The organism is Pseudomonas sp. KBW05 (genome assembly GCF_003852405.1).
GTDB lineage: Bacteria > Pseudomonadota > Gammaproteobacteria > Pseudomonadales > Pseudomonadaceae > Aquipseudomonas.
This window is the reverse complement of record NZ_QAJM01000016.1, coordinates 86,756-99,066: the sequence shown is the minus strand read 5'-3', so window position 1 is coordinate 99,066 and position 12,311 is coordinate 86,756. Positions and strand designations below refer to the sequence as shown.

The window sequence follows — 12,311 nt, the reverse complement described above, 5'->3', positions numbered from 1 at the left end:
CGCGAAGGCGGTGGATCAGTTGTAAAACTTGTGACTGACACACCGCTTTCGCGAGCAAGCCCGCTCCCACATTTGGATTACAGACGCAACAAGGTCTTCCACGCCCGGTTCTGATACACCGCAATCGCCTGGTGCATGCGCGCATCCAGCGACTCATCGGTGATCGGCTGGTTGGCCAGTTGCGCCAGCTTGTTCAGCTCGCCGTACAGACGGTCCATTTCCGGGATGTCCACCACATGGCGGGCATGGTGCAGCCACGCCTGGATGCGTTCGATGCGCGGCAGTTGCTCGGCCAGGTCTTCCGGCTGTTGCTGGTAGCGCGGCAGTTGCAGGGCAACGGCGTCGTCGGCCAGCAGGCGCGGCAGCCAGTTGGTGATTTGCGCGGCGCCCTGGCGGTTGCCACGCACGTTACGCTCGGCGGTCCAGGCGCGGGCCAGCAACCAACGCGAGGTGTTCAGTGAGAACAGACCCCAGCGCACGTCGTCCAATTCTTCAATGAATTGCTCGGGTGCGGCTTTGCGGATGTCTTCGTCGTCATCACCGGCTTGTACCAGTGGGCGCCAGTCTTCCAGCAGGGCATCCAGTGCGCTGCGCAGTTCGCTGGTGGATTGGCGCGGGGCGGCCTGGCCGAGGCTGCCGATCAGGGCGCGCAGTTCGCCGAGGTTCTCGACCCAGTCTTGCAGCAGGCGCCAGTGGCCATTGAAACGGTATTGCTCGGCCAGGCGCTGGCTGCTGCCGAGCAGGTGCCACATGATCGCGGCGAAGGCGTCGTCCAGCGGCATTTCGGCGTGGATCTGCGGCGCTGGCAGGCTCAGGGAGTAGCTGCTGGCGTCATACAGACGGTAGCCGCGCTCGGCCTTGCTGATGTCACACGGCATCAACGCCAGGGTCGCGGCCAATTCGGCGGCCAGTTCCAGCAGGGCGGCCGGTTCACCTTCGCGCAGCTCCAGTTCCAGTTCGCAGATTTCTTCTTTCTGCTTGCCGACCACGACGTGGCCCAGATCCAGGGCGGCTTCGATCACCACCTTGGCCTTGCCACGGCCCCAGGCGATTTCGGCGCGTTCACGCACGAAGTCGGTGGTGAAGATCGGCTTGAGGGTCTTTTTGTCCAGTTCGGCCAGTTGCTCGGGCCAGCATTCGCCGTCGAGCTTCTTCACATCGAGCTTGGCTTTGGGCAGGTCCCAGTTGTACTCGTTGCGTTCCGACAAGCCGGCGACGCTCTGGCCACGGGTCTTGAGGGTCTGGATGATCTCGTCACCGTCCTTGCGCAGGCGCAGGGCGACTTTGGCCTGGGCCAGGTCGCGCTCGGGGGTGTCGAAATACTGGTTCATCAACTCACGGCGTTCCCAGCCACTTTTGTTGCGTTTTTTCAGTAGCGGGTGCTCACGCAGCGCGGCGAGGGTTTCGCGGCTGACGCGGAGCTTGATTTCGGTTTCTTTCTGCATGGCCGGAAAATCCAGGATCGGGAGCGCAGCCGGGAAAAAGAGTGGCTGCCAAGGCCGTGCAGTGTACAGGACTGAGCCCGGCAACGCGCCGCAACGGTTTATTGTGTCGTGCAGATGGCTCTATAGTGGGCTTCATCCGGGAAGTTGAGAGACCGCGCATGCCATTACCGTCCATGAAAGAGCAGTTCGCCGCGTTGATTGCCGCGCCGTCGGTCAGTTGCACCCAGGCGTCTCTCGACCAGACCAACCGCCCGGTGATCGACTTGCTCGCCAGTTGGCTGGGGGATCTGGGTTTCGCCATCGACATCCAGCAGGTCAGCCCCGGCAAGTTCAACCTGCTCGCCAGCTTTGGCAGCGGCCCCGGCGGCCTGGTGCTCGCGGGGCATAGCGATACCGTGCCTTACGACGCGGCGCTGTGGAAGACCGATCCGCTCAAGCTGACGGAGGTTGACGGCCGCTGGGTAGGATTGGGCAGTTGCGACATGAAGGGCTTTTTCGCGCTGGTGATTGAAGCCGTGCTGCCGCTGCTGGATCAGCCGTTCAAGCAACCGTTGCTGATCCTCGCCACCTGCGATGAAGAAAGCTCCATGTCCGGCGCCCGCGCGCTGGCCGAAGCCGGGCGCCCGCTGGGGCGTGCGGCGGTGATCGGCGAGCCCACCGGCCTCAAGCCGATCCGCCTGCATAAAGGCGTGATGATGGAGCGCATCGACATCCTCGGTCGCAGCGGCCATTCGTCGGACCCGAGCCTGGGCCACAGCGCCCTGGAAGCCATGCACGATGCCATCAGCGAGCTGCGCGGCTTGCGCCAGGTGTGGCAGGGCCAGTACCGCAACCCGCAATTCAGCGTGCCGCAGCCAACGATGAACTTCGGCTGCATCCATGGTGGCGACAACCCCAACCGCATCTGCGGCCAGTGCTCCCTGGAGTTCGACCTGCGTCCGCTGCCGGGCATGGATCCGGAGGTGTTGCGCGCCGCCATCCGCCAGAAGCTCGAACCTCTTGCCGAGCGCCATCAGGTGCAGATCGACTACGCGCCGCTGTTCCCCGAAGTGCCGCCGTTCGAACAGCCTGAAGACGCCGAACTGGTGCGGGTTGCGGAACGTTTGACCGGTCATCGTGCCGAAGCAGTAGCGTTCGGCACCGAAGCGCCTTATCTTCAGCGCCTTGGTTGTGAAACCCTGGTGCTCGGCCCTGGCGATATCGCCTGCGCCCACCAGCCGGGCGAGTACCTCGAAATGTCACGCTTGACGCCTACAGTGCGTCTATTGCGGGAACTGATCGAACACTACTGCCTGAAACCCGCATAAATTAACCCCTGCCTGTTCGTACATATGAAGGAGAGTGAGCGTGTCGCCAAGCCTGTTCCGACGATAACCATCAGCCCGCTGTGCGCTTTCATGATTGATCCTTTTTCGGCTGCTTTTTATTACAGGCCCAGGTGTTATGCCCGACTACGTTAATTGGCTTCGTCACGCTTCTCCTTACGTCAACGCCCACCGCGACTGCACCTTTGTGGTCATGTTGCCCGGCGACGGCGTGGAACATCCCAACTTCGGCAATATCGTCCACGACCTGGTGCTGCTCCACAGCCTGGGCGTGCGGCTGGTGCTGGTCCACGGTTCGCGCCCGCAAATCGAAACCCGTCTTGAAGCCCGTGGCCTGACCCCGGCTTACCACGAAGGCCTGCGCATCACCGATGCAGCGACGCTTGAGTGTGTGATCGACGCGGTCGGCCATCTGCGTATCGCCATCGAAGCACGCTTGTCGATGGACATGGCCTCGTCGCCGATGCAGGGCTCGCGCCTGCGGGTGGCCAGCGGCAACCTGGTGACGGCACGGCCGATTGGCGTGCTGGAAGGCGTGGACTACCACCACACCGGCGAAGTGCGCCGGGTTGACCGCAAGGGTATCGGCCGCCTGCTGGACGAGCGCTCCATCGTGCTGCTGTCGCCGCTGGGCTATTCGCCCACCGGTGAAATCTTCAACCTGGCCTGCGAAGACGTCGCCACCCGCGCCGCCATCGACCTGGGCGCCGACAAGCTGCTGCTGTTTGGCGCGGACAAGGGCCTGATCGATGAAAACGGTCGCCTGGTGCGTGAGTTGCGCCCGCAACAAGTGCCGGCGCATCTGCAACGCCTGGGCAGCAACTACCAGGCCGAACTGCTCGATGCCGCCGCCGAAGCGTGCCGTGGTGGGGTAGGGCGCAGCCATATCGTCAGTTACGCCGAAGATGGCGCGTTGCTCACCGAACTGTTTACCCGGGATGGCGGCGGTACGCTGGTAGCCCAGGAGCAATTCGAGCAGGTGCGTGAAGCGGCGATTGAAGACGTCGGCGGCTTGCTCGATTTGATCAGCCCGCTGGAAGAGCAGGGCATTCTGGTGCGCCGTTCGCGGGAAGTGCTGGAGCGCGAGATCGAGCAGTTCAGCGTGGTCGAGCGTGAAGGCATGATCATCGCCTGTGCGGCGCTGTATCAGATCGCCGATTCGGACGCCGGCGAGTTGGCATGCCTGGCAGTGAACCCGGAATACCGCCACGGCGCGCGCGGCGATGTGTTGCTGGAACGCATCGAGACCCGTGCACGGGCGCAAGGCTTGAAGACTTTGTTCGTGCTGACGACGCGCACTGCGCACTGGTTCCGTGAGCGTGGTTTTGTGCCGAGCAGCGTGGACCGCCTGCCGTCGGCGCGGGCGTCGCTGTATAACTACCAGCGCAATTCGAAGATCTTCGAAAAGGCCCTGTAATCCGGTTTTGGCAACGAAGCAGATCTAAAAATGTGGGAGCGGGCTTGCTCGCGAATGCGGTCTTTCAGTCACTGATGTGTTGTCTGAGCCACCGCTTTCGCGAGCAAGCCCGCTCCCACATTTGATTGCATTTATTCAGTTATAAATGTGTCGCTCACAAACGCCGAATAATCCGGCCACACCGCATCAACTTTCCCCTGTTCCTTCAAGAACGTCGCCGTCCGTCCAATCGCCTTGCCAATGCTTCAGAAGTATTGATCTGCGCCGATACGATAAACGCGACGACGGGTAGATTGCGCCCAGCGGTTACAACTCGCGGTCCATCGTCAAATCGGCGGCTTGGACAGCAAAATAAAATATAAGCGATACAAAAACTGTAACAAATTGACGGGAGGATGCGCGTTTGGCCATGATGGCGTCGCCTTTTTGATCGTGGGTGACGTATGAAGCCCTACGGCCACACTAGGCGATCTAAAAAAGCGCAAAAAAATACCCTTTAGGAATTAGCTTGCGGAGCGGGGCGTCTACCCTGACCCATTCGTGCCATGCAAAGGCTTATTCCCAAATCGTATGAAAAAGGATGAAACAATTCTTTTTGGGTGTATGAAAAACTCATTACCCTGCAAGGACCAAATCTAACTGCTGTTAGACGAAGGTAGTAGACACACAAGGTTACGATTGACTTGTCAGTCACTATCCGGTGCTAATCGCGCATCTGTGGATCGAGGGCGTCAGACCCGAGACCAAAGAAATACAAAAATTAGAAATGAGAGGAGCGGTACATGAATAAGTCCACCTTGGCTTTGGCTGTAGCTTTGGGCGCAATCGCCCAGCAAGCAGGCGCTGCCGGTTTCATCGAAGACAGCAAGGCGAGCGTTACTGCGCGCAACTTCTACATCAACCAAGACAACCGTGACGGCACCGCCAAGCCGAACAAGCAAGAAGAATGGGGCCAAGGCTTCATCTTCAACTTCGCTTCCGGCTACACCCAAGGCACCGTTGGTTTTGGTGTTGACGCCATTGGCCTGTACGGCGTGCGTCTGGACTCCGGTAAAGGCACTGCCTACAACAACAATAGCGCCAACAAGGGCGGTATTGTGTTCCCAAGCGACAGCGACGGTCGTGCGGTGAACGATTTCGGCAGCATTGGCCTGACCGGCAAGGTCAAGATCTCCAAGACTGAATTGAAGCTGGGCACCCTGCAGCCAAAACTGCCGGTTGTGACCTCCAACGACGGTCGTCTGCTGCCACAAACCTTTGAAGGTGGCCAGATCACCTCCAACGACATCGACAACCTGACCCTGGTTGGCGGTAAGTTGGAACACGCCAAAGGCCGTAACTCGTCGAACAACGACTCGCTGACCATCGCTGGCTCCAACGGCGCTACCCGCACCGCCACCGCCAACGCCCGCAGCAACGAGTTCTACTACGCCGGTGGTGACTACAAGATCACCAAGGACCTGACTGCCCAGTACTACTACGGCAACCTGTCCGACTTCTACAAGCAGCACTTCCTGGGCCTGTCCCACAACTGGGCACTGCCAGTGGGCGTGTTCAAGACCGACCTGCGTTACTTCAACAGTGACTCCGATGGCAAGAACGCCAGCCAGGAAGGTCGTGTTGCCGGCTACCGCGCTTCTGGCTACCAGAACAACGGTGAAGTCGATAACCGCACCTGGAGCGCCAAGTTCACCTACGCCCTGCAAGGCCACGCGATCAGCGCCGGCTACCAGCGCGTAAACGGCACGAGCGACTTCCCGTTCCTCAACCAGGGTGACGGTGCTTCTTCGTACCTGATCACCGACGTGCAGATCGGCAAGTTCCAACGTGCCGGCGAGCGCACCTGGTTGGCCCAGTACGCCTATGACTTCGCTGCTGTCGGCCTGCCAGGCCTGACCACTTCCGTCATGTACCTCAAGGGCGACAACGTTGCCACTGCGACCGGTGACAAAGGCGAGTGGGAACGTGACTTCAACCTGGGCTACGTAGTACCGGAAGGCACTTTCAAAGGTCTGGGCGTTGCCTGGAAAAACGCTTCGCTGCGTTCCGACGTAGCTTCCCAGCGTAACCAAGACGAAAACCGTCTGATCGTCAGCTACACCCTGCCGATCCTGTAAGACTGGTTGTAAAACCTTGCCCGGCGCGACGCCGGGCAAGGCGTTTTACTTTCAAGTCGGGCTAAACCCCCGCAAGCCCTTCCTGAACCCCTCTTTGTACAGCGTCTCAAGGCCTTCTCGAACCTTGAAGCGGATGGTGCTCCTCGCCCGTTGTGGCGTCCAATGAACAGATTTTTAATATTCCTTTATCGTCTAGATAAATCGATATTTATTCTTTTTAAATAATCTGCAATCCATGCACAGTAGGCTCCATAAGCACTCACCAGGAGCCACACCATGAGCCTAAGACTGGGCGACATCGCCCCCGACTTCGAACAGGATTCCAGCGCCGGCAAGATTCGTTTCCACGAATGGCTGGGCGATAGCTGGGGCGTGCTGTTTTCCCATCCGGCGGACTTCACCCCGGTGTGCACCACTGAGCTGGGCTTCACCGCCAAGCTCAAGGACGAGTTCGCCAAGCGCGGCGTCAAGGCCATCGCCCTGTCCGTCGACCCGGTGGATTCGCACCATAAGTGGATCGAAGACATCAACGAAACCCAGAACACTACCGTCAACTTCCCGATCCTGGCCGATGCCGATCGCAAAGTGTCGGACCTGTACGACCTGATCCACCCGAACGCCAGTGACACCCTCACCGTGCGTTCCCTGTTCGTGATTGATCCGAACAAGAAGATCCGCCTGACCATTACCTACCCGGCGAGCACTGGCCGTAACTTCCATGAAATCCTGCGGGTCATCGACTCGTTGCAGCTGACCGACAACTACAAAGTCGCCACGCCGGCCAACTGGCAGGATGGAGATGAAGTGGTGATCGTGCCGTCGCTCAAGGATGAGGACGAGATCAAGAAGCGCTTTCCGAAGGGGTATCGTGCAGTGAAACCGTACCTGCGCCTGACCCCACAACCCAACCGCTAACGCAGAACCAATGTGGGAGCGGGCTTGTGTGGGAGCGGGCTTGCTCGCGAAGGCGGTGGATCAGTTGAAGAATTTGTGACTGACACACCGTATTCGCGAGCAAGCCCGCTCCCACACAAGCCATCTCTCACATTTAGATCGCATTTCAAGGCTCACAATGCAGGGGTTTTCAGGCCGTTTTCACGGCCTTTTTTTTCGCCCGGCGTTTCATAAAGCCCATATGCATTTAAAGAATAAACACATGAAAAAATAAGATTTAAAGATATATAAATCTGCTGATATGGTCTGTTCCATCTTGGCGCCATCGCCACACAGCGAACCGCCGGCACTAGCTCAAGGAATTCCTGCATGTTGGTCGTAACACTTGGAGGCAGTCCCAGCCAGCGTTCCCGCTCCGGGGTCTTGCTGGAAAAAACCCGTCAGTGGCTACAAGACAAAGGCGTGGAAGTGGTGAGTTACCAGATACGGGACTTCCCGGCTGAAGACTTGCTGCACGCCCGCTTCGACAGCCCCAAGGTCATCGACCTGTTGCAGCAAGTCGCCAACGCCGACGGCCTGGTGATCGCCACGCCGGTGTACAAGGCGTCGTTCTCCGGCGCGCTCAAGACCGTACTCGACCTGCTGCCCGAGCGCGCCCTGGCCCACAAGATCGTATTGCCGATGGCCACGGGCGGCAGCATCGCCCACATGCTCGCGGTGGATTACGCCTTGAAGCCGGTGCTGTCGGCGCTCAAGGCCCAGGAGTTGCTCCACGGCATCTTTGCCGAAGACAGCCAGATCGCCTACGCCGAAGGCAGCGCCCAGGCGCAGTTGGTGCCGGTGCTCGAACACCGTTTGCACGAAGCCCTGGAAACGCTTTACGGCGCCATGGCCCGCCGCCCGAAACCGCTGGACCCCCATGTGTTGAATGAACGTTTGTTGAGTGCTCGCTGGAGCATTTAAGCCACATCGAAACCTGGAAGTACTCACCTTACTCAGCCGCCAACGGCCAAGCAGGTGCAGCCAACCCCCTAAACGCATTGATTGGAGAGCGCGCCATGCGCACTGTCATCTTGCGTCGTGGTCTGGTCGCACTGTTTGCTGCGGCTGTGTCCTTCGGCGCCATTGTTCAAGCCCAAGCCGCCGAAACCCTGCGGATCGGTTATCAGAAATACGGCACGCTGGTGCTGCTCAAGGCCAAGGGCACGCTGGAGAAGCGGCTCGCCGCCCAGGGCGTGAACGTGCAGTGGACCGAGTTCCCAGGCGGCCCGCAATTGCTCGAAGGCCTCAACGTCGGCTCCATCGACTTTGGCGTCACCGGCGAAACCCCACCGGTGTTTGCCCAGGCGGCTGGCGCCGATCTGCTCTACGTCGCCTACGAGCCGCCTGCGCCGACCAGCGAAGCGATCCTGGTGCCGAAAGACTCGCCGATCAAATCGGTGGCCGAGCTCAAGGGCAAGAAAATCGTGCTCAACAAAGGCTCCAACGTGCACTACCTGCTGGTACGTGCTCTGGAAGATGCCGGCCTCAAATACACCGACGTGCAGACCGTATTCCTGCCGCCCGCCGATGCCCGCGCCGCGTTCGAACGTGGCAGCGTGGACGCCTGGGTGATCTGGGACCCGTACCAGGCAGCCGCCGAGAAACAACTGCAAGCGCGCACCCTGCGTGATGGCACCGGCATCGCCGACAACCATCAGTTCTACCTGGCCACCAAGCCCTATGCCGAAAAACACCCGGAAGTGGTCAAGGCCCTGATCGAGGAAGTGCGCGCCGTGGGCGAATGGTCCAAGGCCAACCCGCAGGAAGTCACCGATCAAGTCGCACCGCTGCTCGGCCTGCCGGCTGACATCACCCTGACCTCGGTGAAACGCCAGGGCTACGGCGCGCTGTTCCTGACCCCGGCCGTGGTCGCTGCCCAGCAGAAAATCGCCGACACCTTCTACCAACTCAAATTGATCCCCAAACCCTTGAGCATCAAGGACGTGATCTGGACACCACCCGCCGCCGTTGCCAAAGCGCCGTAATCCGACTACTTCAGGAGACAACTCCATGAGCCTCAATATTTTCTGGTTCCTGCCTACCCACGGCGACGGCCATTACCTTGGCACCGCCGAAGGCGCTCGCGCCGTTGATCACGGTTATTTGCAGCAAGTGGCCCAGGCCGCTGATCGCCTGGGCTTCGGTGGGGTGCTGATCCCCACCGGGCGCTCCTGCGAAGACTCGTGGCTGGTGGCTGCGTCGCTGATCCCGGTGACCCAGCGCTTGAAATTCCTGGTTGCCCTGCGTCCCGGGATCATTTCCCCGACGGTGGCCGCGCGTCAGGCCGCAACCCTCGACCGCCTGTCCGGTGGCCGTGCGTTGTTCAACCTGGTCACCGGCGGTGACCCGGAAGAACTGGCGGGCGATGGCTTGTTCCTCAGCCACGAAGAGCGTTATCAGGCCTCCGTGGAATTCACCCGCATCTGGCGCCGCGTGCTGGAAGGCGAAACCGTGGATTACGACGGTGAGCACATCAGCGTCAAAGGCGCCAAGTTGCTCTATCCGCCGATCCAGCAACCACGTCCGCCACTGTACTTTGGCGGTTCTTCCGAAGCGGCCCAGGATCTGGCGGCTGAACAGGTGGAAATGGTACTGACCTGGGGCGAGCCGCCAGCAGCCGTCGCAGAAAAAATCGCCCAGGTGCGGGCCAAGGCCGAGAACCTCGGACGCACCCTGCGCTTCGGTATCCGCCTGCATGTGATCGTGCGCGAAACCAACGAAGAGGCGTGGCAAGCCGCCGACAAACTGATCTCCCACGTGGACGACGACACCATCGCCCGCGCCCAGGCCTCGCTGTCGCGCTTCGACTCCGTGGGCCAGCAGCGCATGGCCGCCTTGCACGGCGGCAGCCGCGACAACCTCGAAGTCAGCCCCAACCTGTGGGCCGGCGTCGGCCTGGTGCGTGGCGGTGCCGGCACCGCGCTGGTGGGCGATGGCCCAACCGTGGCGGCGCGGGTGAATGAATACGCGGCGCTGGGCATCGACACCTTTATCTTCTCCGGTTATCCGCACCTGGAAGAGTCGTACCGCGTCGCCGAATTGCTGTTCCCCCACTTGGATATCGAGCGTCCCGAGCTGCCCAAAGGCGCCGGGTATGTGAGCCCGTTCGGCGAGATGGTCGCCAACGACATCCTTCCCAAAGCTGCGTCGGCGAGCTGAGGCAGCCCATGAACTATGAAAAATTGAGCCATCGCGTGGCGCCTTGGGTGCTGCCGATTCTGTTGCTGGCGATCTGGCAGTTGTCGGTGTCGGCCGGTTGGTTGTCCACGCGCATTTTGCCGGCGCCGAGTGCGGTGATCGCAGCTGGCGTTCACTTGGTGGCCAGCGGCGAGATCTGGACGCACCTGGCCATCAGTGGCTGGCGCGCGGGCCTGGGTTTTGTGATTGGCGGCAGCATCGGCCTGGCCCTGGGCTTTATCACCGGCCTGTCGAAGTGGGGCGAGCGCCTGCTGGACAGCTCGGTGCAGATGATCCGCAACGTGCCGCATTTGGCACTGATCCCGTTGGTGATTCTGTGGTTCGGCATTGATGAGACGGCGAAGATTTTCCTGGTGGCCCTCGGCACGCTCTTCCCGATCTACCTGAACACCTACCACGGCATCCGCAACGTCGACCCGGCGTTGGTGGAGATGTCGCGCAGCTACGGCTTGTCCGGCTTCAGCCTGTTCCGCCAGGTGATCCTGCCGGGCGCGCTGCCGTCGATCCTCGTGGGCGTGCGCTTTGCCCTGGGCTTTATGTGGCTGACGCTGATCGTGGCGGAAACCATTTCGGCCAGCTCCGGTATCGGTTACCTGGCGATGAACGCCCGGGAATTCCTGCAGACCGACGTGGTGGTGCTGGCGATTGTCATGTACGCCATCCTCGGCAAGCTCGCCGACCTCGCTGCCCGCGGCCTGGAACGTGTGTGGTTGCGCTGGCATCCGGCGTATCAAGTGAATAAAGGAGGTGCGGCATGACCGCTCAACAACCTCCGCGCCTGCTCAAGGGCATCCCGTTGGCGGTGCGCAAACTGCGCAAAGCCTTTGGTGCGCGGGAAGTGCTCAAAGAGATTGATCTGCATATTCCGGCTGGCCAGTTCGTGGCCGTGGTCGGCCGTAGCGGGTGCGGCAAAAGTACCTTGCTGCGCCTGTTGGCCGGTTTGGACAAAGCCAGCGGCGGCGAGTTGCTGGCCGGCTCCGCGCCGTTGAGCGAAGCGCTGGAAGACACGCGGTTGATGTTCCAGGAAGCGCGCCTGCTGCCGTGGAAAAAGATCATCGACAACGTCGGCCTGGGCCTCAAGGGCAACTGGCGGCCCAAGGCCTTGGAAGCCCTGGAAGCGGTGGGCCTGGCCGAGCGTGCCGATGAATGGCCGGCGGCCTTGTCCGGTGGCCAGAAGCAACGCGTGGCTCTGGCCCGCGCGTTGATTCACCAGCCGCGCCTGCTGTTGCTCGACGAACCGTTGGGCGCACTGGATGCCTTGACCCGTATCGAGATGCAGCAACTGATCGAAAACCTCTGGCTCAAGCACGGTTTCACCGTGTTGCTGGTGACCCACGACGTCAGCGAAGCCGTGGCCATTGCCGACCGGGTGATCCTGATCGAAGACGGCGAAATCGGCCTCGACCTGCTGGTTGACCTGCCACGCCCACGGGCCCGTGGCTCGTACCGCCTGGCGGCGCTGGAAGCCGAAGTGCTCAACCGTGTGCTGTCGCTGCCCGGCACGCCCCCGGAACCCGAACCTGTTTCACCGCTGCCGACGCAATTGCGTTGGGCTCAATAACTCACGCGTCCCACGAAGAGAGAACGACATGACTATTAAAGCGATCAACGTACGTAACCAGTTCAAAGGCACCATCAAGGAAATCGTCGAAGGCGACGTACTGTCGGAAATCGATGTGCAGACGGCGTCTGGCATCGTGACTTCTGTGATCACCACTCGCTCGGTCAAAGAGCTGGAATTGGTGATTGGCAGTGAGGTGATTGCGTTTGTGAAATCGACTGAGGTGTCGATTGCCAAGTTGTGACTGAGATTAGCGGTGCTCTGTAGGCCGTCTTCGCGAGCAAGCCCGCTCCCACATTTGACTGCATTCCA

12 protein-coding genes and 2 pseudogenes are annotated in these 12,311 nt (G+C 60.7%); 10 read left to right on the top strand and 4 right to left on the bottom strand.

All coding sequences use genetic code 11. The features are described from left to right. Positions 1-77 precede the first annotated feature (77 nt). Entirely contained in the window at positions 78-1,445 is a 1,368-nt protein-coding gene (locus DBR46_RS15025; RefSeq protein WP_124526834.1) for an inorganic triphosphatase, read from the bottom strand. A gap of 158 nt (positions 1,446-1,603) precedes the next feature. On the opposite strand from DBR46_RS15025, the gene argE reads away from it, so the two are divergent. Both argE and argA read left to right on the top strand, forming a co-directional pair. Continuing rightward, a complete protein-coding gene (gene argE / locus DBR46_RS15020; protein WP_124526833.1) occupies positions 1,604-2,752 on the top strand; it encodes an acetylornithine deacetylase in 1,149 nt (382 codons plus the stop codon). A gap of 136 nt (positions 2,753-2,888) precedes the next feature. Then, positions 2,889-4,187 carry an amino-acid N-acetyltransferase gene (argA, locus tag DBR46_RS15015; RefSeq protein ID WP_124526832.1) on the top strand — a complete coding sequence of 433 codons (1,299 nt, stop codon included), beginning with the start codon at positions 2,889-2,891 and terminating at the stop codon, positions 4,185-4,187. Positions 4,188-4,318: 131 nt separating this feature from the next. Here argA and tauA (DBR46_RS30550) read toward each other — a convergent pair. Continuing rightward, positions 4,319-4,423 (bottom strand): annotated as a pseudogene (gene tauA, locus DBR46_RS30550) (taurine ABC transporter substrate-binding protein); the annotation flags it as partial. Positions 4,424-4,425: 2 nt separating this feature from the next. Further along, positions 4,426-4,598, bottom strand: a pseudogene (tauA, locus tag DBR46_RS30545) (taurine ABC transporter substrate-binding protein); the annotation flags it as partial. Between the two features lie 371 nt (positions 4,599-4,969). On the opposite strand from tauA (DBR46_RS30545), the gene DBR46_RS15000 reads away from it, so the two are divergent. Together DBR46_RS15000 and DBR46_RS14995 are read left to right on the top strand one after the other, a co-directional pair. Continuing rightward, positions 4,970-6,304, top strand: coding sequence for an OprD family porin (locus DBR46_RS15000; protein WP_017739050.1), 1,335 nt, complete (start codon positions 4,970-4,972; stop codon positions 6,302-6,304). A gap of 276 nt (positions 6,305-6,580) precedes the next feature. Further along, positions 6,581-7,219, top strand: a complete 639-nt coding sequence (locus DBR46_RS14995) for a peroxiredoxin (RefSeq protein WP_124526831.1) — start codon at positions 6,581-6,583, stop codon at positions 7,217-7,219. Positions 7,220-7,371: 152 nt separating this feature from the next. Here the strand turns inward: DBR46_RS14995 and DBR46_RS14990 are convergent, their stop codons facing one another. Further along, positions 7,372-7,569 carry a hypothetical protein gene (locus tag DBR46_RS14990; RefSeq protein ID WP_124526830.1) on the bottom strand — a complete coding sequence of 66 codons (198 nt, stop codon included), beginning with the start codon at positions 7,567-7,569 and terminating at the stop codon, positions 7,372-7,374. Here DBR46_RS14990 and ssuE point away from each other — a divergent pair. From ssuE to DBR46_RS14960, 6 genes are all read left to right on the top strand, one after another. Further along, entirely contained in the window at positions 7,568-8,161 is a 594-nt protein-coding gene (ssuE, locus tag DBR46_RS14985; protein ID WP_124526829.1) for an NADPH-dependent FMN reductase, read from the top strand. The two genes, DBR46_RS14990 and ssuE, sit on opposite strands and share 2 nt — an antisense overlap. Before the next feature lie 95 nt (positions 8,162-8,256). After that, complete coding sequence (locus DBR46_RS14980) at positions 8,257-9,225, top strand: sulfonate ABC transporter substrate-binding protein (RefSeq protein ID WP_124526828.1); 969 nt, start codon at positions 8,257-8,259, stop codon at positions 9,223-9,225. 25 nt (positions 9,226-9,250) lie between these two features. Next, the gene (gene ssuD, locus DBR46_RS14975; protein WP_017739046.1) at positions 9,251-10,399 is read left to right on the top strand and encodes an FMNH2-dependent alkanesulfonate monooxygenase; all 1,149 of its coding nucleotides are present in this window, start codon (positions 9,251-9,253) and stop codon (positions 10,397-10,399) included. Between the two features lie 8 nt (positions 10,400-10,407). Further along, positions 10,408-11,196: an aliphatic sulfonate ABC transporter permease SsuC gene (gene ssuC, locus DBR46_RS14970; RefSeq protein WP_017739045.1), complete on the top strand. Its 789-nt coding sequence runs from the start codon at positions 10,408-10,410 to the stop codon at positions 11,194-11,196. Further along, entirely contained in the window at positions 11,193-11,999 is an 807-nt protein-coding gene (gene ssuB / locus DBR46_RS14965) for an aliphatic sulfonates ABC transporter ATP-binding protein (RefSeq protein ID WP_124526827.1), read from the top strand. Before ssuC ends, ssuB begins: the two co-directional genes overlap by 4 nt. A gap of 28 nt (positions 12,000-12,027) precedes the next feature. Next, positions 12,028-12,243: a molybdopterin-binding protein gene (locus DBR46_RS14960; protein ID WP_003213899.1), complete on the top strand. Its 216-nt coding sequence runs from the start codon at positions 12,028-12,030 to the stop codon at positions 12,241-12,243. The last annotated feature ends 68 nt before the right edge of the window (positions 12,244-12,311 follow it).

Coding starts and splice junctions, on each gene's coding strand:
- ssuD (WP_017739046.1), top strand. CDS start 9,251: ATGAGCCTCAATATTTTCTGGTTCCTGCCTACCCACGGCGACGGCCAT.
- DBR46_RS15000 (WP_017739050.1), top strand. CDS start 4,970: ATGAATAAGTCCACCTTGGCTTTGGCTGTAGCTTTGGGCGCAATCGCC.
- ssuE (WP_124526829.1), top strand. CDS start 7,568: ATGTTGGTCGTAACACTTGGAGGCAGTCCCAGCCAGCGTTCCCGCTCC.
- DBR46_RS15025 (WP_124526834.1), bottom strand. CDS start 1,445: ATGCAGAAAGAAACCGAAATCAAGCTCCGCGTCAGCCGCGAAACCCTC.
- DBR46_RS14960 (WP_003213899.1), top strand. CDS start 12,028: ATGACTATTAAAGCGATCAACGTACGTAACCAGTTCAAAGGCACCATC.
- ssuB (WP_124526827.1), top strand. CDS start 11,193: ATGACCGCTCAACAACCTCCGCGCCTGCTCAAGGGCATCCCGTTGGCG.
- argE (WP_124526833.1), top strand. CDS start 1,604: ATGCCATTACCGTCCATGAAAGAGCAGTTCGCCGCGTTGATTGCCGCG.
- DBR46_RS14990 (WP_124526830.1), bottom strand. CDS start 7,569: ATGCAGGAATTCCTTGAGCTAGTGCCGGCGGTTCGCTGTGTGGCGATG.
- DBR46_RS14995 (WP_124526831.1), top strand. CDS start 6,581: ATGAGCCTAAGACTGGGCGACATCGCCCCCGACTTCGAACAGGATTCC.
- ssuC (WP_017739045.1), top strand. CDS start 10,408: ATGAACTATGAAAAATTGAGCCATCGCGTGGCGCCTTGGGTGCTGCCG.
- DBR46_RS14980 (WP_124526828.1), top strand. CDS start 8,257: ATGCGCACTGTCATCTTGCGTCGTGGTCTGGTCGCACTGTTTGCTGCG.
- argA (WP_124526832.1), top strand. CDS start 2,889: ATGCCCGACTACGTTAATTGGCTTCGTCACGCTTCTCCTTACGTCAAC.